Genomic DNA, 22,029 nt, shown 5'->3' with positions numbered 1-22,029 from the left:
AATGGAAATAGTATCAATAGATGTTAGTCAATTGCCCCCCCCTGAGCCAATGAAAGAAATATTGTTAGCACTATCAGCACTGAGCTCTAAGCAGTGCTTGGAGGTTAAGCACAGTCGTCAGCCTTTTCCTCTTTATGAAAAGTTATTAGCCGCTTCATGGTGTTATCATTGTCAGCTAACTGAGAAAAATAAAGAGCACGAGCAAATATTCTTATATATTTATCGCGCAGAATTACAATCTGACGTGACAAAATTTCTGTTAACTCAGTATCCGAGCGCTACCTCATGAATATGTCGGGTTTGTCTTTTAATGCCTTACCTCCTATAGATCTTCCTTTTCGCTTTTTCCTAACGGCACCATTATTTATTATTGCCTGTAGTGTCTATGTTATTTTTTATGGTGATTCATTATGGTTGAGTCGATGGACACCAGGTATGTTAACGCTTACTCATGCCTTTACCCTTGGCTTTATTACGATGGTTATGATGGGAGCATCATTACAATTATTACCTGTGATAGGCGGTATTGGTCTTAAGCACCCACGATTTGTCGCCAGTACCAGCTATTTACTTCATTGTATTGGGACACTTTGTTTGCTATTCGCTTTTAATTTTACTCACGAGTGGTGGTTTTCATTAGCAATAGTATTCTTAAGTGTTAGTTTCTTCATCTATATTTATGCCTTGATAGATGTATTAATTAAAAAATTAAGTCAAGGTGATTCAATTGTTGGCTTTCGATTAGCAATGGCTTGTTTAATCGTTGTCATAGTACTTGGTTTAGTGTTAATTAGTAGAAACCTTGACTTAGCCAGTATAGGTTTGGGGCAAGTATTATCAGCAGATAAGCATTTTACTAATATCCATGCTGTTTGGGGAATAGCTGGTTGGGGAAGTTTATTAATTATTGCTGTTAGCTTCCAAGTTATCCCTATGTTTCATGTCGCGCCTAATTTTCCCGTGTTGATACGAAAATCTCTAACATGGTTTGTAACCTTACTGCTGATTATTTACCTATTTTCTCCAAGTTGGTCAATACCTTTCTTATTTAGAGCACATGCTATATTTGCTATGTGTCTATTGTGGGTGTTGTCGCAGCGCAAACGACGTATCACTGATACAACCATTCGTTATTGGCAATTTGCAGCCATTGCACTTTTGCTGAGTAACATATTATACTTTTTACCAGAAGCTTGGTTGGTTAATGACAGCCAAAGTAATTCTATAGTTCAAAGGATATTACAACAGAAAGAGTTAATTTTAGCAGCGACAATTGTCTATGGGTATTTGGTTTCTGTAATCCAAGGAATGCTAATAAAAATCTTACCTTTCCTTAGTTATACTCATTTACAACAGCGGTGTTTAATGGATTTTTCTGCTATGCAGCTTATTCCAAATATGCATGATTTTTTTACTAAAAAACAAGCATTAATACTGTTTGTTTTGCATGCGGTCACAAGTATTTTATTACTAGTGGTTATTATTGATAATCAGTTTTTTCGCCTTTTTGCCGTTTCGCTTATGTTAGAATTTTCATGGTTGTTCTTTTTATTATTAAAAACTGCACTACTGTACAGCCAAGTGAATAGAAAAATTACCTTGTCTAGTCAAAGTTAACTAGCTAGGATAGCCTCCTATAATTTAGGAGTGCACTCACAAATGAAATCTATTCAAATCAATGCCTCATCAGGTTCAATAGAAAATAAATCACTTCAACCTTCTAAAATAGTGTGTATAGGCCGAAATTATGTTGAGCATATTCATGAGCTAGCGAATGAAATACCAGATGAAATGGTGGTGTTTTTAAAACCAAACTCTTCAATTTCGACCCAGCTAGAAGCCGTTCATTTAAATGATGTTTTGCATTATGAAGCGGAATTATGTTTTTTGTACGAAAACGGACGCTTTACTGCCGTGGCTATTGGTCTAGATTTAACGAAGCGAGAAGTGCAAGCAAAACTTAAATCGAAAGGCTTACCTTGGGAGCGTGCAAAGGCATTTGATGGCTCAGCAGTTTTTAGTTCCTTTATAAATATTGAACACCTTAGTGAGACAGAGTTTCAACAATTGAATTTATTACTGAATATCAATGGTGAAGTCATTCAGCAAGGTGGTGTTGATTTAATGATGTATAAGCCTGATGTCATATTGCAGGAGCTTCAACGTTTTATGACTCTTGAGGATGGGGATATTGTTATGACAGGCACCCCAAAAGGGGTTGGTGTTATACAACCGGGTGCTGAGTTTGTTGGGCAAGTTTTTCTTAATGATACTAGCAATCTTGAAAAGCAATTAATTGTTAAAGAAAAGTGGATTGTGAATTAACAGTTTAACGCGATCTAATCTCACACATTTTACGCAGATAAATATTTTGTTTATGCGTTAACAATTGCGCTTTTTTTGTGGCAGCTTTGCTACACTTAGGTTATACGAAAGTAAAAATATAATATCGGGTAAGTTATGGAATATGAATTTATACATGATGCTGTAACTGGTGAAGCAAGAGCCCAATTTTCTTTAGAACACCAAGTAATAGGTCCATGGATTGAGACTGAAGTAGGGCACAGTTCAGATAAACTCGCACAGTTATTAACTGCTATTGATGAAGTTGAAAAAGGCAATAAGTCAGAAGTCTTGATAACAGGTCATGAGTACTCTATCGCGATTAATCAAGATGATATATCAATTCAAACCAATGCTAGCTTTAATGGCGTGGATCCCTTACCAGATATGTTAACTTCAGAGCATATTAATGTTGATCAATATGAAATAGCAGGTTGTGGTATTGATGACTTTAGGCAATTACTTCTTTCTTGGGCGAAATTTACTAATAACTTTCGATTTTAACCCTAACCTACATTTTTGATTTTAAGTCTTCAATCACCTTAGGTAACTCTTCTTCTTTTATGCCTAAGGTATATAACACATCTTCGCTAACGTATTGCCAATCTACAGATGGTAAGTCGTAATATTTTAAATGAACGATTTGTTCAGCAAGTTTAAGAATGGCGTAATAATCTTGTTGCTCTGAGTTATCTAACCTTTCTAAAAAGCTTCTATCATGATGTTGTAAAATAATTTGGCAAATATCTTTAGGTAAGCGCCATGAACTGGCAACGTAATAACCTATAACGGCATGGTTAGCTTGATATTTTTTCTCTTCTATTTCTGTTAATGATATTTCAGGCGTTTGAAATGCACTGTCTATTGTTGCTTGATAGTCCTTATATTTCATTGCCATAACAGGGACACCACAACCATGAAATAAGCCTAGGCTAAAAAGTTTATCTGTTGCGAGGTTTGGTTTAAATTGCCTTCCCAGTAGTACTGTAATCGTTGATATATCAGTCGACATTTGCCAGAACGCTTCGAGTTCAATACTACAATCTTTGGGGTCAAAGCTTTTTTTAATTAAACTCCCTGTTACCAACATAATAATACCGTATAGACCGATATAGTTTACTGACATTTGAATATCGGTAACTGTTCTGCTTAAGCCATACAAAGGAGAGTTAATTGCTTTTAAAATGGCGGCACTTACTGCGACATCTTGGCTTATGGTATTGGCTATTTTTTTTATATCAGGCTCATGCTCGGCCATTAGTTTTAATAATTTAAGCAGAAGTTTAGGTTGAGCAGGTACGGAAAAACCTTTGCTGATGTCATCTAAAACTTGTTGATCCACAATTAGCATAGTATCTCTTTATTTGAAAAAAGCTGCGTTAATAGTCATGCTCTACGAGTTTAGTATAAGTAAATAGTAAGCTAATTTATCAATGTTTGCTTACTTTTCATGCCTGTTATATTGCTTATTTCTCATTAAGTACTGGTAACAAATATCATCATGACAAAGAATCCAATGATAATGGCATTAAATAACAATATATAAATAAAGCCTTTTAAACCTTGTTTTAAACTATAACCTCGATTAGTTAGGTACCACCACCAAATAGCACACATGATAATAGGTATTAAGAAGAAAAGTCTGATCATACATTTTTACCTGTAGTTGTTTCGGGTTCGTTCCAAGGGGCCACCTTAAATAGCATTAGCATGCCTGGGATAGCGAGTGCAGTACACAGAAAGTAAAACTGAGTCCAACCAATTTGTTCAACAATAATACCTGTCGTTGCATTAGCAAAAGTTCTTGGTAATACGGCTATTGCCGTAAATAAAGCAATTTGAGTCGCAGCAAAAGCAGGGTTGGTCGCTCGGGCAATAAATGCCGTAAATGCTGCTGTACCTAAGCCAACACCGAGGTATTCAAAACCTATGGCTATTGCTAAAGCATAGTTATTGTGGCCAATTTCAGCTAAGGCAGCAAAGCCTAAAATACTCGCAATTTGTACAAAACCAAATAACCATAAAGCACGATTAATACTGAGTTTAATCATGACTACACCACCCACGATAATACCTATGGTCATAGCAATCATAGAAGAGGTTTTAGCAATAACACCTATTTCAGTTTTACTAAACCCCATATCGATGAAAAAGGGAGTCTGCAATGCGGTGGCCATGTTGTCGCCAAGTTTATAGAGAACCAGGAAAGCTAAAGTATAGAGTGCGGTTTTAGCGCCATTACTTTGAATGAAATCTCTAAAGGGTAGAACAACAGCCTCGTGCAAGGATTTTGGTGCGTTATGCTCTGTATCTAATTCTTTAATGAACAGAGTCAGTAATATCCCTAAGATCATAAATGCAGCAACAATCATAAATACCGATTGCCAGCTAATATGATCGGCTAAAATAAAAGCGAGGGAACCGGGAACCAAGCCAGATAAACGGTAAGCTTGTACATGGATTGAGTTACCTAACCCCAACTCATTTTCAGGAAGTAATTCACGTCGATAGGCATCAAGTACAATATCTTGACTCGCACTAAAGAAAGCAACACCTGCAGCAAGGTATGCTACAGACCAGATATCCATTACAGGGTTAATGTAGCCAAAGGCTGCAATACTAACTAGTAAGAAAAGTTGTGTTACTAACATCCAACTTCTTCGCCTACCCATGCTACCTAATGAGTACCTGTCCATTAAGGGAGACCAGAGGAATTTCCATACATAAGGAATGCCAATTAAAGAGAACAAACCTATTTCTGTTAAGCTGACCCCTTCAGAGCGCAGCCAGCCAGGGACTAGTTGGTAAAGTACGAAAAGAGGTAATCCTGAACTGAACCCGGTAAAGATACAGATCAACATGCGCTTATTTAGAATAGCTTGCTTGAAAGTGCTAGATGACATTAAAGTGGAATGCTCAATAAAATGTTAATATTATCAAGCTTATCAGAGAGAACAAATGAGCAAAAGGATTGAAAGTTTTTTTAAGCAATAGGTCGCCATCCAATACAATCAATTGGGTAGCTACCTGTACCTTTGAAAAAGTCTAAACAGGTGTTCATTTCACTTTTAAAGAATAAATCTTGTGTTAATGCTTGTGCGCCATGCAGACTGATTTCGTGCATTAAATGCCAAAATACTCTCTCTTGAGCTGAATGTGGCGTTTCATCAACAACTTTTAACAGAGTCCACTCAGACATAGTATCTAATATAAATTGATCTAATTCAGTGTAATGAAGTTTGTCATCGATAACGGCATTCACATAGGCGTGCATTTGCGTAATTTTATTATTGATAAACTGCTCAATTATCATAAGTCCCCTAGGAGGCTCCCTGCTTCCTTATATCATGTATTCCTTTATTCCTAATTGTGTATTCAAATTCATTACTTAAGTTATCGAAGATCTTTCGTACTTTGTCAAAAAAATACCGAGTAATTTTGTTATAAAAGTGTAAGAGAGCGTGCACCTTTTAGCTTGTTATTTATATTACTCAAATGCTTAGGCAATAAAATAACGTTGAGTTATTTCGCTCAGGGCAAATCGAAAATACTATATCTTTTAGTGCAGGTTAACTTTTATGCTGATAATTAATCAGTGTTGTGAAAAGCTAACCTTTGAATTTATTCTGCGGGAAGTAAAGTGGCTTTGATGAGTAAAACAGGGTTAACGGGAACATCTTCCCAAGCCATGCTTTCATTATAGTCTGTTTTGACTTTGGCCATGGCTTCTAGCACTTCTTCACCTTCAACAATCGCGCCAAAAACAGCGTAACCCCAACTTCTACCAGGATCTAAATTGGTATTATCTGCTACATTGAAGAAAAATTGCCTGTTTGCTGTATGAGGACGATTTTCTTTTGCCATGGCTATAGTACCCACTTCATTTTTTAAACCATTACCTGATTCGTTTACAATATCTGGGTTTAGTTTCTTTTCGGTAAAGTTGGCGTCATAACCTCCACCTTGAACAACAAAGTCTTCAACAACACGATGAAATATCGTGTTGTTATACTCACCCGTAACAACGTAAGTTAGGAAATTATCGACCGTTATAGGCGCCTTTACACGGTCTAACTCAATAATAATTATTCCCATAGACGTTTCTAATTTAACTTTTGGGTAGATATTTGTGGGATCAATTGCTTTGTTTTGAGCAAAACTCATCACGCTCATCAAATACATATTGATTAAAATAATATAAGTTACGTAACGCTTCATATACCTTTACTCCATCAGACTTACAAAAAAGCTTTGATATCTTTGCTGTTTAATATAGTTAGTAATAGGGTGTTTAAATTCTGATTGAAATCGCGCTCCAACACGGCTATATCGGCTTTTAGCGCACCTTCGCTATTGCCTCTATTTTTAAACGTGTTTGTTAAGGTTTGCTGACCATTATTAATAGTGATTTTTATGATAATTTCACTTTGAGTACGATATTTCATCGTCTCTTGCTCGACACTAATGATAGCTTTTTCAATATCAATATTAATTGCTGTAGAGGCAAGTGCAGTAATTGATAAACCTTGTTTTTGCCAGTTATTGCTGAGGTTTTTATGAATAATAGATTCTAAACGTTCTTGCGACGACAATATGGTGGCCGCTTCACCCTTTTTCAAAATCTGTACAATATGATTGCTTGTTCGCATGTCTTTTACGATTAGCTGAGCTTGTTTATTGTTATATATACTATGGCTTGGCACAGTTACATCTGGTGCTACAATTAAGTGACTCGGCGCAGATGAACAGGCACTTAGCGTCATTAATAAAAAGATAAACATAAATGATTTTGCTGACATGAAGCATTTCTCCTGAACTATTTCTTAGTCATTCTATTACGGTAATAATGTTTGCGTGTTTAACGCTTTATCGCAGATTGAGTAACAAACTTATCATTACTCGCAATAAGTTTTTCATTTCCAAAAATACGTTTTAATTTAATATGATAAGCCAATTGTCTATTACCAATAATACGTAATTCACCACCTTTTCTTAGTACACGGTAACTGTCTTTAAACATCTGCCACGCAATATGGTCAGTTGTGGCGGTATGTTGGTGAAATGGCGGATTACAGAGAATAAGATCAACACTATTACTTGGAACATCAGTTAAGCAATCGTTTAATTGAAAACGACATTGGCTCATGAGTTTAGGTAAATTTTGCTTAATATTCTCTTTTGCTGACTCAATGGCCATATGTGACTCATCAAAGAATTGGATTTGTGCTTCGTTTTGTTCTGCTAAAACAGATAAGCCAATAACCCCATTACCACAACCTAAATCAATGACGCTACTACCAGCTTTAACTGTAGGTAAGTTTTCAATAAAGTAACGAGCACCAATATCAAGTTTGTCCCGCGCATAAACATTCGCGTGATTACTTATAGTAAAATCTCTTTCTTGCTCTGAAAACTTTTGTTTTTGATTAAGTGGCCACACTGTTGGAAATGGTGAGTCTTGCTTAATAGGGTGATCGAGTTGGCAAAATACTAAACGTGCTTTTTTTACCGCTAAAGATGTTTTGGTTGTTCCCAAGTATTTTTCGAATAACTTCAAGGTTGAACTATGTATTTCTTTTGCTCTATCTGCAGCGATAAAGATAACGTCTTTATTCATGACTTGTTTTATCTTTATTAATTGCTCAACTAAAAGTGATTTGCTTTTTGGGATTTTATATAGAATGAGTGTGGTCGAGCTTGGTAAAGGATCTAAGCTATTTAGCTGTACCACATTGCTGTTATCTAAATTATTTTGCTCAATGTTATAAGCAATACCTTTCATGCTAATAAGCGAATCATTAATTGAAAAGACTTGAGTACCTGAATACGTTGTTGCCGTTAAACTGGTTGTTATAGCACCAAAAGTATCATTAAAAACGGCAACCTGACTTATAGGCGTAACAAGTTCTTGTTCATTAACATGGTTTATTAAGTACTCATCGGCAGAGTCCCATGCTTGTAAGCTTCTATTGACTTGAGCTACAGGGTAACGGGTGAGAAATAGGTTTTTGTCATTGACAATAAATGGGCTGATCATAAGTAAGGTTACAAGTACTAAATTTTAAAAAGGCTATTGTGCCACAAATGTTGTGTTTTTGTGGTGGCTTAGGGATAAAAATAGTAAAAATTTGTCACAGTGATTTATCAACCCGAAAAACTCATGAACGAATAATTATTGTTAATTAATAGATGAGTCACTAGTTTAAATCAGCTAGAATTAACGGGTTATCATCAGCTATGAGTCCATTATGACAATTGAATCAATTATTGAACAAAAATTAATGTCGGCCTTTTCTCCTGTAGTTTTAGATGTCGTTAATGAAAGTAATCAACACAATGTTCCTCCTGGAAGTGAATCGCACTTTAAGGTGGTTATTGTTTCTGAAGAATTTGAAGAAGAGCGCTTGATTAAACGTCACCGTGCAGTGAATAAAGTGTTAGCCACAGAACTTGCTGAGCATATTCACGCGCTGGCGCTACATACTTATACGAAAAAAGAGTGGCATGATCATTATGCTGACAATACGCCGCTTTCCCCTAAATGTTTAGGCGGTGGTAAGTAGTAAGTACGCACAACTCAAACTGCTCGTACCTCTTTGTAAGAAAAGCAAGGTAAACTAGGCAGCAATTTTTTATATATTCAAACTAGCTTAATATTATTTAAGTCAGTTATTCACAAAAATAAAAGGTTTTCTTATGGTTATTAAACCAAAAATTCGTGGTTTTATTTGTACTAATGCTCACCCAACAGGTTGTCAGGCTCACGTAAATGAGCAAATTGCATATGTTAAAGAGCAAGCTTACACAGCTGATGGTCCTAAGAATGTATTAGTGATCGGCGCTTCAACGGGTTACGGTTTAGCTTCTCGTATTACATCAGCTTTTGGTCACAATGCTAAAACATTAGGCATTTTCTTCGAGAAGCCTCCGACAGAAAAGAAAACGGCAAGTGCTGGTTGGTATAACACAGCAGCTTTTCAACAAGCAGCTGATGAAGCTGGTATTTACTCAAAGAATATAAATGGCGACGCTTTTTCTCATGAAGTTAAAGCTCAGGCAATTGAAGCAATTAAAGCTGATATGGGCAAAATTGATTTAGTCGTTTACTCACTTGCTTCACCACGTAGAACGGATCCTGACACAGGTGAAGTTTACTCTTCAACATTAAAGCCTATTGGTCAAAGTGTTACCACAAAGAATTTAAACACTTCAAAACGTGTTATTGATGAAGTGTCAGTTGAAGCGGCAAATGACGCTGAAATCCAAGGTACTATCGATGTCATGGGTGGTGCTGACTGGGAATTATGGATGAATGCGCTTAATGATGCGGGTGTATTAGCACAAGGCGTAAAAACAGTAGCATATACTTATATTGGTAAAGAGTTAACTTGGCCAATCTACGGTAAAGCAACGATTGGTAAAGCGAAAGAAGATTTAGATAGAGCAGCAACTGCTATTAATAACGTAACAGCTTCATTGAATGGTCAAGCACGTGTTACTTCATTGAATGCGGTAGTTACTCAAGCAAGTTCTGCTATTCCAATTATGCCTTTATACATTTCTGCTATGTTTAAAGTAATGAAAGCCGACGGTACATATGAAGGTTGTATTGAACAAATTTCAAACCTGTTCAAAGAGAATATTTATGGTGACACTCCGCGTATTGATGAGCAGGGTCGATTCCGTCAAAATTATAAAGAACTTGAAGAGAGTGTTCAGCAACGAGTAACAGACATTTGGAACACCGTTGATACTGATACGATTGATGAATTAACGGATTATGTTGGTTATCACGCTGAATTCTTGAAATTATTTGGTTTTAACGTTGATGGTGTTGATTATGATGCAGACGTTAGTCCTGAGTTAGCAATAAGCAACTTACTTTAATTGCATTGGATTTATAATTGATAAAAACCTTTTGCTTTAGCAAAAGGTTTTTTTTATTCAATAAACATATTTTCTGTTAAAGCATATCGTTATAGTCTTCTTCTAAATCAGTATAATCCTCTTCGGTAATACCTAACACACTTAACACTTGTGCTGAGTGTTGATGCCAATCTGGTGCCAATTTAAATCGTTTAACTCGCTCAACCATATTTTCAGCAGCTTTAAGAGCAGCAAAGGCTAATTGTTCTTGACTACCTGTAATGGTGGAAAGATATTTTTCATCATGATGCTGTAAAATTAGCTGGCAAATATCTTTAGGTAAGTGCCAAGAAGAGGCAACGTAATAACCAAGCACTGCATGGTTGGTGCTATAGTTTTTTTCCTCTAAGGCAATAGAGGTTTCTCCTGCACTATTTGCTTCAATAAGAATATCTTTGTAATTACTAAACTTGAGTGCAAGAAGTGGAATACCACAGTCATGAAATAAGCCGATGGTATACAGCATATCGACAGGGATTTTACTTTTAATCTTGTTACCAATAAATGTCATTGCATTGGCTACATCAAGAGCATCGTCCCAAAATCGCTCTAAAGAAATACAGGCATCCCCTTGGAAAGAAGACTTTAGTAATATCGCCGTAACTAGCCCGTTAATAGTGTTAAGTCCTAACATCATTACTGCTTGTTTAATTTCAGAAATGCGCCTATTCATGCCATAAAAGGGTGAGTTGATGATTTTCAAAATAGTGGCAGACAAGCCAACATCATTACTGATTAATTGAGCGATTAGTTCAATATTTGGCTCATCTTCGTCCATTAAGCTTTGAATTTCACTTAATATTTCTGGTTTCACTGGGACTTGATAACTTGCAACAACACCCGCCATTTTCTCATTATCTAGTTCAATCATTTTTTTTCCTGCTTAATTCGAAACGCCTGAAGGGAAATTTTTTGTCTTCAACTGTTATAGCACGATGCTTGTTATTGATGTTGACTTAGTTCAAGTTTTTTAAATTTGTTGATTGCCGAACAAAAAAATTGCTTTATCTGTATTGGTGTATTATTGTATCGATACACTATAGTTTTGGATTGATGAATGTGACTCAATTTTCAATTTCAGCAAGCTCAGGAATACCCATATACAAGCAACTATGTACACAGATAGAACGCATGATCTTAACGGATGCTTTTTCACAAGGTGAAGTACTGCCTTCTGTAAGGCAAGTTGCATCTGAATTAGAAGTTAACCCTATGACGGTTTCAAAGGCCTATGGCTTACTCGAAGAGCGTGGAGTATTAACTCGCTTACGTGGCAAGGGGATGGCAGTAGCTAAACAAGCTCCAGAAAAATCAAATAAAGAGAGGTTGTTGGTGCTTTCAGCAATGATTGATGAATTAGTTAAAGAAGCAATGCTAATGGGATTAACTGATGATGAGTTAACCAAGTTATTTAAAGAGAAGCTTGATGCTGAGTACAGTCTAGCTGTGATTAAGGAGTAATAAATGTCTACAGTTATTTCAATAGAAAGTTTGAATAAATCTTATGATAAGCAATCGGTATTATCTGGATTAAATTGGCAGGTCAGCCAAGGAGACATTGTTGGTTTATTGGGGAAGAATGGCGCTGGAAAATCAACGTTATTGAAAAGCTTATTAAATATCGATGAAATTGATGGTGGCCAAATTTCAGTTTTTGATGAAGCGCATCATAGTTTAAGTATCTCATCAAAAGAAAAAATAGGTTATGTACCACAAGAAAATGATGAAATTACTTGGCTGCCCGTGACTGATTTAATCAAGTTTAGAAAACAATTTTATCAACAATGGTCAGATGAAAAAGTTAACTACTATCTTGATAAGTGGCAAATAGATACCCGTAAAAAAATGATAGAACTTTCACCAGGACAAGCTCAAAAAGTGCTGATTATCTTGGCTCTTGCTTCCATGCCAAAGTTACTCATTTTTGATGAACCTGCATCAGCATTAGATCCTGCAGGCAGGAGAGATCTACTCAAAGAGTTAGTGAATTTGGCTTGCGATGAAAACATTACTGTGATCTTTTCAACTCATATCACGTCAGATCTAGAACGTCTGGCAAGTAAGGTTGCTATCTTGGATAAGGGCAAAATTTGTTATTTTGATGATTTAGATAAAACTAAGGAAAATGTGGTGCAGTTGGTGATGCATGGGCAACAATTATCTCAGCAGCAAATTCCAAATGCTTTAAGAAGTGATATCAAGGGAAATAATACATATTGCGTTGTAACAAAAGTTGATTTGATATGGTTAGAAGAGCAGAAACAGCAAGGTGTTAAAATTGATATTAAGCCGATGGGGCTAGAAGATATCTTTTTGGAGATCACCGCATCATGAAAAATATTTTAACTTATGGCTGGTATGCCAGAATATTTATTATTGTGCTGTGGTTTGCATCATTATGGTTTCGCACCATATTAGATTTTGAACAAAAGCAAGCGTTATTGGTTGCTCTAATCGGTTTAAGCAATCTTACGTTATATTTAATAGTTGCTATGCGACTACCTTTATTAACACATAGTCAAAGCTCAGCTGTACTGCCAGGTTTTTCATCACAGTTAAAAACAGAGCTGCTACAAATATTGGGCATTAGTTTATTGCCAACTTTACTTCTATTGCCAAACTTTTGGATGTGGCTCGGATTAATATCTATCATGTTAGCTTGCGCAATGTTAATGGCTGCCATGATATATCTACCTAAATATCAAATAATATTTTTTGCGATTATGTTATTGCCAATCAGCTTTGAGTCGCTATCTATTGTGGTAACTTTTGATCAGGTAATGAGCTTTTTTGTTTATATTTTTCCGGCTATAGCTGTATGTACATGGTGGTTACTTGATAAATTGGTGGTCTATCGAAAACCCAGTAAACATATCGCTAAAATGATGCTAATGGTTAATGCAAGCTTAGATAGAACCTTGGCAGCACAAGATCATATTCCACCAGAATCACAAAATATTTTTATGCGCTGGTGGGGCAATTTAAATTTTGGTCATGAGAGAAAAATCATAAGTGCTGCTGATGAATTTCAGCAAAGATTGTCAATGAGAAAACTCATCGCCATTGGTTGTCATAGTAGTGCATCATTTAGCAGATACTCATATATTACTTGGTCTTTAGCGACGATATTAGTATGTAGCGTTGCTCTAACATTAGACCAGAGTCATTATGCTGCTTTTATACCTTTAATTTCTATAGTACCGGCCATTATTATTGGTACTGCCTCTATTACTTTATTTCAAATGGTCAATAGTAAAAGCAGTTATTTAGCGAGGTTGTCAATATTACCTCGATTTAATGACAAGCAATCTTTTGCTAAAGCTTTTATTAAATACATTTTATTTAATCAAGGCGCAATTATTGTATTTATTGCTATGTTGGTTGCGATAACTATTTTGACTTTTGAGCACTTGTCGTGGGGCATATATTTTAAAGTCTGTTTGCTAGCTATAGCACTATGTTTAATTAACAGCGCCTTGATGTTTTTCTGCTGGAGTAATAAATCGACCGGATTTCAAAAGTACATTTTTATAATTGTTTTTAATTTTATACTCTTTATGTTACTTATTTTAGAAATGACGCATAACGGTATCGATTCAGCAATTTCATTGTCCTCAATCTTCACTGTCATGCTTGTTTGTGCTAGCTTGTGCGTATACACAATTAGGCGTTATCTTCATCGGTTTACTGTTACAGTGTAAATCTATATTTTTCATTTATTCAGCTGATTATTTATAGAACAGCTTTATGCTTACTGTTTTTAGTCAGTTGATTACTAGTTAATCACAATCAGTAAAACAAACGAATTGTATACAATTCGTTTGTTTTAAACATCATTTCTTGTCTTTTCCACTCTCTGAATGCCTTGTATAAAAAATGTGATGAATTCTTTCAACAAATTGTCGTTTGAATCAAATTTAATCATGTAATTTTTCAGGAAAATTGCTCAGTTACCGTAGAATAAAATAGCCTTTTTATGGTAGTATTCGCGCCAGAAAATTTTAACTTAGAGCCAGTGGGTCACATTTTTTTCGCTAAATTTATATTTACGACTAAAATTATAGACTTACTGAAATACACTGAAGTCGGCAAGTTACAATTTATCTAATTGATATTTAAGTATTAATTTATTTTGATATTAATTAGATAAGCTAACGAGCTGGTTTTATACTCCCATCAAAAGTAGTGCAAGTGTTTATGATTACAATAAAAAAAGGCTTAGATGTTCCTGTACAAGGTGCTCCTCAGCAGGTAATCCATGATGGTCCGACCATCAAAACCGTTGCAACACTCGGTGAAGAGTTTGTGGGTATGCGTCCAACCATGTTTGTTAAAGTGGGTGATCGCGTAACTAAAGGTCAGGTGATTTTTGAAGATAAAAAAAATCCTGGCGTGAAGTACACATCTCAAGCTGCTGGTGTTGTTAAAGAAATTAACCGTGGTGAAAAACGTGTTTTGCAATCAGTTGTTGTTGAAGTCGACGGCGATGCAAAAGAAACGTTTGCTTCTTACCCAGCGAATGAATTAGCAAGTATTGCGCGTGAAGACGTAGTGAAAAACCTTGTCGATTCAGGTCTTTGGACTTCGTTAAGAACACGCCCATTCAGCAAAGTTCCTGTTGTTGACAGTACTCCAGCTGCGATTTTCGTTAGTGCAATGGATACAAATCCATTAGCTGCAAATCCAGAAGTGATTATTGCTGAGCAAGCAGAAGCATTTCAACAGGGCTTAACGATCCTTTCTCGTCTTACTGACGGTGAAGTTTTCGTAAGTAAAGCACCTGGTGCAAATATTCCTGTGGATAGCAACGCAACTGTTACTGAGTTTGCCGGTAAGCATCCAGCTGGTTTAGTGGGTACCCATATCCATTTCCTTAAAGCTGCAAATGCAGAGCGATTTGTATGGCATGTTGGTTATCAAGATGTGATTGCAATCGCTAAGTTATTCACTACAGGTGAATTAGATAGCACACGTGTTATTTCACTTGCAGGTCCTGCGGCTAAGAACCCTCGTTTAGTTCGTACTGTATTAGGTGCGAATACAGATGAGTTAACAGCCGGTGAAGTAACTGAAGGTGAACTTCGTGTGGTTTCTGGCTCTCTACTTATGGGTGCTACAGCAACAGCGGTTCATGGCTACTTAGGCCGTTATCATGTACAAGTTTCATTGATTCTTGAAGGTCGTGAAAAAGAATTTATTGGTTACATGTACCCAGGCCCTAACAAGTTCTCTGTTACACGTGCATATATGTCTCATTTCTTCCCTAAGAAATTATTCAATATGACCACTACAACTAATGGTAGTGAGCGTGCGATGGTGCCAATTGGCAACTTTGAGCGTGTTATGCCTCTAGATATTTTACCTACCATGTTATTGCGTGATTTAGTGGCGAAAGATACTGACACTGCACAACAACTTGGTGCCTTAGAGCTAGACGAAGAAGATTTAGCGCTTTGTACATTTGTTTGCCCAGGCAAAACAGATTACGGCGTACATCTTCGTGATTGCCTAACCACAATTGAGAAGGAAGGTTAGACATGGGCTTGAAAAAGTTTATTGAAGATATTGAGCCGCATTTTGAAAAAGGCGGTAAACACGAAAAATGGTTTGCATTATACGAAGCCGTTGCTACAGGTTTATTCACACCTGGTTACGTGAACAAAGGTAAAACCCATGTTCGTGATAGCATCGATTTAAAACGTATTATGATCACTGTTTGGTTAGCTGTTTTCCCTGCAATGTTCTTTGGGATGTATAACATTGGTTATCAAGCAGTTGATGCTTTAGCCGCTGGTTATGCTACCCCTGATACATGGCAAACAGCTTTATTCGCAATGTTTGGTGGCGTGTTAAACGCTGATTCAGGTTGGTTTAGCATGATGCTATACGGTGCCTGTTTCTTCTTACCTATTTATGCGGTTACCTTTATTGTTGGTGGTTTTTGGGAAGTATTGTTTGCTGCAGTACGTAACCATGAAGTTAATGAAGGCTTCTTCGTTTCATCAATACTATTCGCATTAATTGTTCCTGCTACTATTCCATTATGGCAAGTAGCTATCGGTATTACCTTTGGTATCGTTATTGCGAAAGAAGTTTTTGGTGGTACTGGTAAGAACTTCTTAAACCCTGCATTAGCGGGTCGTGCATTTTTATTCTTTGCTTACCCTGCGCAAATCTCAGGTGACGGTGTTTGGGTTGCTGCTGATGGCTTCTCTGGTGCAACTGCACTTAGCGCTGCTAACCAAGGTTTAGTTGATTACTCAATGAATGCTGAATGGTGGGATGCTTTTTGGGGTTTCATCCCAGGTTCTGTAGGTGAAGTTTCTACTTTCGCTATATTGCTCGGTGGTGCTTATATCCTTTATAAAGGTATTGCTTCATGGCGTATCGTTTTAGGTGTATTTGGCGGTATGGTTGTCACATCATTGTTATTCAATGCTATTGGAAGTGATACTAACCACATGTTTGCTATGCCTTGGCATTGGCATTTAGTTGTTGGTGGATTTGCTTTTGGTATGATGTTCATGGCAACTGACCCGGTTTCAGCATCTTTCACTAATACAGGTAAATACTGGTTTGGTGCCCTTGTCGGTATCATGGTGGTATTAGTTCGTGTAGTGAACCCAGCATTCCCAGAAGGCATGATGTTAGCGATTTTATTTGCTAACTTGTTTGCGCCACTTTTCGACTACTTTGTAGTGAAAGGCAACATTAAACGGAGGCTTGCACGTAATGTCTAGTAATAAAGAAACATTCGGCAAAACGGTCGGTTTTGTTACTGCAGTATGTTTAGTGTGTGCTGCCTTAGTTTCAATTTCTGCAATTCAATTGAAACCACTTCAAGTAGCCAATAAATTACTTGATCAACAAACTAAAATTTTAGAAGCATCAGGTTTACTTGCTAAAACTGATGGTTCTTCAAAAGATATCAAAGCAACATATGCTAAGTTTGTTGAAGCGAAAATGATTGATTTAGACTCTGGTGAGTTTATTGAAGGTAACCCAGATTTATTTGACGAGCGTAGTAACTCTCGCGATGCTAAAAAATCTGAAAAGCCTAAGAATGATATCGCTGGTATCAATCGTCGTTCACATGATGCTGTTGTGTACCTAGTACGTAACGAGAATAATGTGGTTGAAACCGTTGTTTTACCAATCGTAGGTTCTGGTTTATGGGACTTAATGTACGGCTATGTTGGCTTAGAGTCTGATTTAAATACTGTTCGTAGTGTTGTTTATTCAGATCACAAAGAAACTCCGGGCTTAGGCGCCGAAGTAGTGAACCCTAAGTGGAAAGCATTATGGCCTGGTAAGAAAATTTACAACAGTGCTGGAGAAGTAAAAGCTAGCTTAGTTAAAGGTGGTGCGAAAGCTAATGACATTCACGGTGTTGATGCATTATCTGGTGCTACATTAACAAGTAATGGTGTTACTCGTACTCTTCAGTTTTGGTTTGGTGAAGAAGGTTATGCACCTTTTATTGCTAAATATCGTGCAGGGGGTGTTAACTAATGTCATCTGATTCTAAAAAGGTTTTAACTCAACCGATTGTTGACAATAACCCAATCGCATTACAAGTTTTAGGTATTTGTTCAGCATTAGCTGTAACAAGTTCAATGGCTAATGCTTTAGTAATGACCATTGCGGTTGTTTTGGTTACAGCATTTTCGAACTTATTTATTTCGATTATTCGTAACCATATTCCATCAAGCGTACGTATTATCGTGCAAATGGCTATTATTGCTTCTTTAGTAATTGTAGTTGACCAAGTCTTAAAGGCTTTTTCATACCAATTATCAAAAGAGTTATCCGTATACATTGGTTTGATTATTACTAACTGTATTGTAATGGGCCGTGCTGAAGCTTTTGCTATGAAAGAAAAGCCAGGTGTAAGTTTTTGGGATGGTATTGGTAACGGTTTAGGTTACGGTGCAATCTTAATTATTGTTGCATTTTTCCGTGAGCTATTAGGTTTCGGTACATTTTTCGGTATTGAAGTCCTACCATTGATTCAAAACGGTGGTTGGTATCAAGGTAATGGCTTACTCGTATTGCCATTTAGTTCATTCTTCATTATTGGTTTAGTTATCTGGGGTGTACGCCAGTGGAAACCAGAACAAGTTGAGAAGGATTAATACGATGGAACATTATTTAAGTTTATTAGTAAAAACCATCTTTATTGAAAACATTGCCTTATCATTCTTTTTAGGTATGTGTACTTTCCTTGCTGTATCTAAAAAAGTAGATACAGCAATAGGTCTGGGTGTTGCAGTAATTGTGGTATTAGGTATCGCAGTACCTGCTAACCAAGTTATTTATCAAGCAGTTTTAGCACCAGGTGCTTTAGATAGCTTGTTAGGTATAACTGATCCTACTCAATCTATTGATTTGAGCTTCTTATCATTTATTACCTTTATTGGTGTAATTGCTGCTCTTGTTCAAATCCTTGAGATGGTACTAGATAAATACTTCCCTGCGCTTTATCAAGCACTTGGAATCTTCTTACCACTAATCACGGTAAACTGTGCGATTTTCGGTGCAGTTTCTTTCATGGTTGCACGTAACTATACGTTAGGTGAATCAGTGGTTTATGGTATTGGATCTGGTATCGGTTGGGCATTAGCAATTGTTTTACTTGCGGGTTTACGTGAGAAAATGAAATATTCTGATGTTCCAAGTGGTTTGAAAGGTTTAGGTATTACATTTATTACTGCTGGACTAATGGCTTTTGGCTTTTTGTCTTTCGGTGGTATTTCCCTATAAGTTTGGTCGGTGTAATGCGCATATATCGCATTACACCCTTAGAGAAGTTTAAAGGAAAAGTCGATGGAAATTATTCTCGGCGTATCGATGTTTACCGCAATAGTACTAGCACTAGTTTTAGTTATTTTATTTGCTAAATCTAAATTAGTTTCTAGTGGTGACGTTACGATTGGTATTAATGGCGACCCTGAAAAGGCAGTAACTACTGCTGCGGGTGGCAAATTATTAGGTGCCCTAGCTGATCAAGGTATTTTTATTCCTTCAGCTTGTGGTGGTGGTGGTACATGTGGTCAGTGTCGCGTAGAAGTTCACTCAGGTGGTGGCGATATTTTACCAACTGAGCAAGGCCACATCACAAAGCGTGAAGCGAAAGAAGGTTGTCGTTTAGCCTGTCAAGTTGCTGTTAAGCAAGACATGGAAATTGAAGTTGAAGACGAGATCTTTGGTGTTCAGCAATGGGAATGTGAAGTTATTTCAAATGATAACAAAGCAACTTTCATTAAAGAATTGAAGCTTGGTATCCCTGATGGTGAATCGGTTCCGTTCAAAGCGGGTGGTTATATTCAAATTGAAGCGCCAGCTCACCATGTTAAATACAAAGACTTTGATATTGAAGAACAATATCGTGGTGACTGGGAGCATTTTGGTTTCTTCGATGTAGAGTCTAAAGTTGATACTGACACGTTACGTGCCTACTCAATGGCTAACTACCCAGAAGAAGAAGGCATTATTATGCTTAACGTGCGTATCGCTACGCCGCCTCCTGGGAAGTTACATTTACCAGCAGGTAAAATGTCATCATTCATCTTTAGCCTTAAGCCTGGCGATAAGGTAACTATATCTGGTCCATTTGGTGAATTCTTCGCTAAAGAAACTGATAACGAAATGGTATTTATCGGTGGTGGTGCAGGTATGGCGCCAATGCGTTCACATATATTTGACCAACTTAAGCGTCTTAAGTCTAAGCGTAAGATGAGTTTCTGGTATGGTGCACGTTCTCTTCGTGAAATGTTCTACGAAGATGACTACAACATGCTTGCCAATGAAAACGATAATTTTGAATGGCATGTTGCTTTATCTGATCCACAGCCTGAAGATAATTGGGATGGTCTGACGGGCTTCATTCATAATGTACTATATGAACAGTACTTGAAAGATCATGAAGCGCCAGAAGATTGTGAATACTACATGTGTGGGCCACCAATGATGAACGCTGCTGTAATTGGCATGCTGAAAGATCTTGGTGTAGAAGATGAAAACATACTTCTAGATGACTTCGGTGGCTAATATTTGATTTTAAGCTTAGCTATCGGCACTATTTCTGCGTTGGATGTACTCACCTATCATTATAGGCTCCGTACATCCGCCTTGAACTAATACCACTATCTATGGCTTAATTCTCAAATATACTATTGAAGATTAAATAAAGGCGACTTAGGTCGTCTTTATTATTTCTATAAGATGATATTTATCTCAGTTAATTTGGCAGAGTTTGTTGAGATAAATAAAATTTTTGGAATGAATAAAATGCAGAAAATAAAATTATTAATGCTAGCAACATTGTTAGTAGCATTGAGTGGTTGCTTCCCGAGTAATAAATCAGATAAAGCTGAAATATTACTTCAAGGGAGAACAATGGGAACAACCTATAATATTAAGGTCGTTTCGACTCTTGAAAAGGTTAAATCCATTAAACTTCAGCAGAAAATTGATGAAGCGTTAAAGCAGGTTAACCAAGAGATGTCGACTTATATTCCAAGCTCTGAGATATCACAGTTTAATCAATCTAGATCAACGGAAGCGATGAAAATATCTGATGGCTTTGCACGAGTATTAGCAGAATCACTCCGCTTAGGTGAAATCAGTAAAGGCAAGTTAGATATCACTGTTGGACCTTTGGTTAATCTGTGGGGCTTTGGCCCTGAATATCGACCAGAAAAAACTCCAAGCGAAGAGCTCATTGCCAAAACGAAGTCACAAATTGGTTTAGAGAACTTAACGTTAACCGGTAATAAACTAGCTAAAGTAAAGCCAGAGCTTGCGATTGACTTATCGACGATTGCAAAAGGCTATGGCGTTGATGTCGTCGCTGAATTAATTGAAGCCAATGGCTTTAGTAACTACCTTGTAGAGATAGGCGGTGAATTGCGTCTTAAAGGAGTTAAAAGTACGGGCGAATTATGGGTTGTAGCCATCGAAAAGCCTATTACTACTGAGCGCAGTGTTCAACAGTTTATAGTCCCCAAAGATAATGCTATGGCAACTTCGGGTGATTATCGTAATTACTTTGAAGCTGATGGCACTCGCTTTTCACATATTATTGACCCTGATACCGGAAAGCCTATTAAGCATAACCTTGTATCGGTTACGGTCATTCATCCATCGTCAATGACCGCTGATGGTTTATCGACACTTTTAATGGTACTTGGAGCTGAAAAAGGTTTAGCGTTTGCAGAGCAACATCAGCTGGCAGCTTATTTTATATCAAAGTCAGAACATGGCTTTAATGAGCAATTTACGGTAAAATTCAAACAGTATTTAAAGTAGCAATGTAGATTGTATTTAGCATAGCTAGCAAGTGTTTGTTAGTCATTGTTATTTTAGTTAAAGAGAGTAGTAGGGGTTATGACTTATTTTTTGATTACTTTTGGTTTTTTTCTAGTCATTGGCGCAGCAATGGCTGTTGGCTATATATTCCAAAAAAAAGAACTTTCAGGCAGTTGTGGTGGTTTAGCTAGTGTTGGCATTGATAAAGAATGCAACTGCGATAACCCGTGTGAAAATAGACGCGAAAGAGAAAGATTAGCTGCGTTAGAAGAGCAAGAAGCTAATAAGGCGTTACATGACAACCAAGAAACTATAGACGTAAAGAATATATGATTATGCTACTTCTATTAAAAGTGGCTTAAGTGTGTTGTCCTGATATAGGTTGACACTTTTTTTCTAAAACGCCTGATGAATTTCATCAGGCGTTTTGTATTTTAAGGCCATATGAGG

General features: G+C 36.8%; 25 protein-coding genes. 17 read left to right on the top strand and 8 right to left on the bottom strand.

What is annotated here, in order from left to right; translation table 11 throughout:
* Position 1 precedes the first annotated feature (1 nt).
* The 4 genes from EPA86_RS11785 to EPA86_RS11770 all read left to right on the top strand — a co-directional run bounded on the left by EPA86_RS11785 (position 2) and on the right by EPA86_RS11770 (position 2,847).
* The gene (locus tag EPA86_RS11785) at positions 2 to 289 is read left to right on the top strand and encodes a DUF2249 domain-containing protein (RefSeq protein WP_140603855.1); all 288 of its coding nucleotides are present in this window, start codon (positions 2 to 4) and stop codon (positions 287 to 289) included.
* Positions 286 to 1,617 (top strand): hypothetical protein, encoded by a 1,332-nt coding sequence (locus EPA86_RS11780; protein ID WP_140603853.1) that lies wholly within the window; start codon positions 286 to 288, stop codon positions 1,615 to 1,617. Before EPA86_RS11785 ends, EPA86_RS11780 begins: the two co-directional genes overlap by 4 nt.
* Positions 1,618 to 1,659: 42 nt before the next feature.
* On the top strand, positions 1,660 to 2,325 hold the full coding sequence (locus EPA86_RS11775) for a fumarylacetoacetate hydrolase family protein (protein WP_140603851.1): 666 nt from the start codon (positions 1,660 to 1,662) through the stop codon (positions 2,323 to 2,325).
* Positions 2,326 to 2,460: 135 nt separating this feature from the next.
* Positions 2,461 to 2,847, top strand: a complete 387-nt coding sequence (locus EPA86_RS11770) for a YacL family protein (protein ID WP_140603850.1) — start codon at positions 2,461 to 2,463, stop codon at positions 2,845 to 2,847.
* A gap of 7 nt (positions 2,848 to 2,854) precedes the next feature.
* Here the strand turns inward: EPA86_RS11770 and EPA86_RS11765 are convergent, their stop codons facing one another.
* The 7 genes from EPA86_RS11765 to EPA86_RS11740 form a co-directional block, all read right to left on the bottom strand.
* On the bottom strand, positions 2,855 to 3,694 hold the full coding sequence (locus EPA86_RS11765) for an HDOD domain-containing protein (RefSeq protein ID WP_140603848.1): 840 nt from the start codon (positions 3,692 to 3,694) through the stop codon (positions 2,855 to 2,857).
* A 125-nt stretch (positions 3,695 to 3,819) separates the two neighbouring features.
* Positions 3,820 to 3,993 (bottom strand): hypothetical protein, encoded by a 174-nt coding sequence (locus EPA86_RS18225; protein ID WP_170309642.1) that lies wholly within the window; start codon positions 3,991 to 3,993, stop codon positions 3,820 to 3,822.
* A complete protein-coding gene (locus EPA86_RS11760; RefSeq protein WP_140603846.1) occupies positions 3,990 to 5,246 on the bottom strand; it encodes an AmpG family muropeptide MFS transporter in 1,257 nt (418 codons plus the stop codon). The genes EPA86_RS18225 and EPA86_RS11760 overlap by 4 nt, the downstream gene beginning before the upstream one ends.
* An 80-nt stretch (positions 5,247 to 5,326) precedes the next feature.
* Positions 5,327 to 5,656, bottom strand: coding sequence for a hypothetical protein (locus tag EPA86_RS11755; protein ID WP_140603844.1), 330 nt, complete (start codon positions 5,654 to 5,656; stop codon positions 5,327 to 5,329).
* A gap of 308 nt (positions 5,657 to 5,964) precedes the next feature.
* Positions 5,965 to 6,561 (bottom strand): peptidylprolyl isomerase, encoded by a 597-nt coding sequence (locus tag EPA86_RS11750; protein ID WP_140603842.1) that lies wholly within the window; start codon positions 6,559 to 6,561, stop codon positions 5,965 to 5,967.
* Between the two features lie 20 nt (positions 6,562 to 6,581).
* Entirely contained in the window at positions 6,582 to 7,142 is a 561-nt protein-coding gene (locus tag EPA86_RS11745; RefSeq protein ID WP_140603840.1) for a YajG family lipoprotein, read from the bottom strand.
* 59 nt (positions 7,143 to 7,201) lie between these two features.
* Positions 7,202 to 8,380 (bottom strand): methyltransferase, encoded by a 1,179-nt coding sequence (locus tag EPA86_RS11740; RefSeq protein WP_140603838.1) that lies wholly within the window; start codon positions 8,378 to 8,380, stop codon positions 7,202 to 7,204.
* A 211-nt stretch (positions 8,381 to 8,591) separates the two neighbouring features.
* On the opposite strand from EPA86_RS11740, the gene bolA reads away from it, so the two are divergent.
* Together bolA and fabV are read left to right on the top strand one after the other, a co-directional pair.
* Positions 8,592 to 8,906 (top strand): transcriptional regulator BolA, encoded by a 315-nt coding sequence (gene bolA, locus EPA86_RS11735; protein WP_140603836.1) that lies wholly within the window; start codon positions 8,592 to 8,594, stop codon positions 8,904 to 8,906.
* 133 nt (positions 8,907 to 9,039) lie between these two features.
* Positions 9,040 to 10,230 (top strand): enoyl-ACP reductase FabV, encoded by a 1,191-nt coding sequence (gene fabV / locus EPA86_RS11730; RefSeq protein ID WP_140603834.1) that lies wholly within the window; start codon positions 9,040 to 9,042, stop codon positions 10,228 to 10,230.
* A gap of 76 nt (positions 10,231 to 10,306) precedes the next feature.
* Here fabV and EPA86_RS11725 read toward each other — a convergent pair whose 3' ends face one another.
* On the bottom strand, positions 10,307 to 11,140 hold the full coding sequence (locus EPA86_RS11725; protein ID WP_140603832.1) for an HDOD domain-containing protein: 834 nt from the start codon (positions 11,138 to 11,140) through the stop codon (positions 10,307 to 10,309).
* A gap of 188 nt (positions 11,141 to 11,328) precedes the next feature.
* On the opposite strand from EPA86_RS11725, the gene EPA86_RS11720 reads away from it, so the two are divergent.
* The 11 genes from EPA86_RS11720 to nqrM all read left to right on the top strand — a co-directional run bounded on the left by EPA86_RS11720 (position 11,329) and on the right by nqrM (position 21,912).
* On the top strand, positions 11,329 to 11,730 hold the full coding sequence (locus tag EPA86_RS11720) for a GntR family transcriptional regulator (protein WP_211664931.1): 402 nt from the start codon (positions 11,329 to 11,331) through the stop codon (positions 11,728 to 11,730).
* 3 nt (positions 11,731 to 11,733) lie between these two features.
* Positions 11,734 to 12,603, top strand: coding sequence for an ABC transporter ATP-binding protein (locus EPA86_RS11715; RefSeq protein ID WP_140603828.1), 870 nt, complete (start codon positions 11,734 to 11,736; stop codon positions 12,601 to 12,603).
* Positions 12,600 to 13,970 carry a hypothetical protein gene (locus EPA86_RS11710; protein WP_140603826.1) on the top strand — a complete coding sequence of 457 codons (1,371 nt, stop codon included), beginning with the start codon at positions 12,600 to 12,602 and terminating at the stop codon, positions 13,968 to 13,970. Before EPA86_RS11715 ends, EPA86_RS11710 begins: the two co-directional genes overlap by 4 nt.
* A gap of 496 nt (positions 13,971 to 14,466) precedes the next feature.
* The gene (locus tag EPA86_RS11705; protein WP_140603824.1) at positions 14,467 to 15,804 is read left to right on the top strand and encodes a Na(+)-translocating NADH-quinone reductase subunit A; all 1,338 of its coding nucleotides are present in this window, start codon (positions 14,467 to 14,469) and stop codon (positions 15,802 to 15,804) included.
* A 2-nt stretch (positions 15,805 to 15,806) separates the two neighbouring features.
* Complete coding sequence (locus EPA86_RS11700) at positions 15,807 to 17,009, top strand: NADH:ubiquinone reductase (Na(+)-transporting) subunit B (protein ID WP_140603822.1); 1,203 nt, start codon at positions 15,807 to 15,809, stop codon at positions 17,007 to 17,009.
* Positions 17,002 to 17,781 (top strand): Na(+)-translocating NADH-quinone reductase subunit C, encoded by a 780-nt coding sequence (locus EPA86_RS11695; RefSeq protein WP_140603820.1) that lies wholly within the window; start codon positions 17,002 to 17,004, stop codon positions 17,779 to 17,781. The genes EPA86_RS11700 and EPA86_RS11695 overlap by 8 nt, the downstream gene beginning before the upstream one ends.
* Positions 17,781 to 18,404, top strand: coding sequence for an NADH:ubiquinone reductase (Na(+)-transporting) subunit D (locus tag EPA86_RS11690; protein WP_140603818.1), 624 nt, complete (start codon positions 17,781 to 17,783; stop codon positions 18,402 to 18,404). Before EPA86_RS11695 ends, EPA86_RS11690 begins: the two co-directional genes overlap by 1 nt.
* A gap of 4 nt (positions 18,405 to 18,408) precedes the next feature.
* Positions 18,409 to 19,032 carry an NADH:ubiquinone reductase (Na(+)-transporting) subunit E gene (nqrE, locus tag EPA86_RS11685; RefSeq protein ID WP_140603816.1) on the top strand — a complete coding sequence of 208 codons (624 nt, stop codon included), beginning with the start codon at positions 18,409 to 18,411 and terminating at the stop codon, positions 19,030 to 19,032.
* Between the two features lie 63 nt (positions 19,033 to 19,095).
* Positions 19,096 to 20,319, top strand: coding sequence for an NADH:ubiquinone reductase (Na(+)-transporting) subunit F (gene nqrF / locus EPA86_RS11680; protein WP_140603814.1), 1,224 nt, complete (start codon positions 19,096 to 19,098; stop codon positions 20,317 to 20,319).
* Between the two features lie 240 nt (positions 20,320 to 20,559).
* Complete coding sequence (locus EPA86_RS11675) at positions 20,560 to 21,579, top strand: FAD:protein FMN transferase (RefSeq protein ID WP_140603812.1); 1,020 nt, start codon at positions 20,560 to 20,562, stop codon at positions 21,577 to 21,579.
* 78 nt (positions 21,580 to 21,657) lie between these two features.
* Positions 21,658 to 21,912, top strand: a complete 255-nt coding sequence (gene nqrM / locus EPA86_RS11670) for a (Na+)-NQR maturation NqrM (protein WP_140603810.1) — start codon at positions 21,658 to 21,660, stop codon at positions 21,910 to 21,912.
* Positions 21,913 to 22,029: the final 117 nt, after the last annotated feature.

It is taken from the genome of Litorilituus lipolyticus (genome assembly GCF_006439335.1).
Classification (GTDB): Bacteria; Pseudomonadota; Gammaproteobacteria; order Enterobacterales; family Alteromonadaceae; genus Colwellia; species Colwellia lipolytica.
This window is presented reverse-complemented; position numbering and strand designations above follow the sequence as displayed.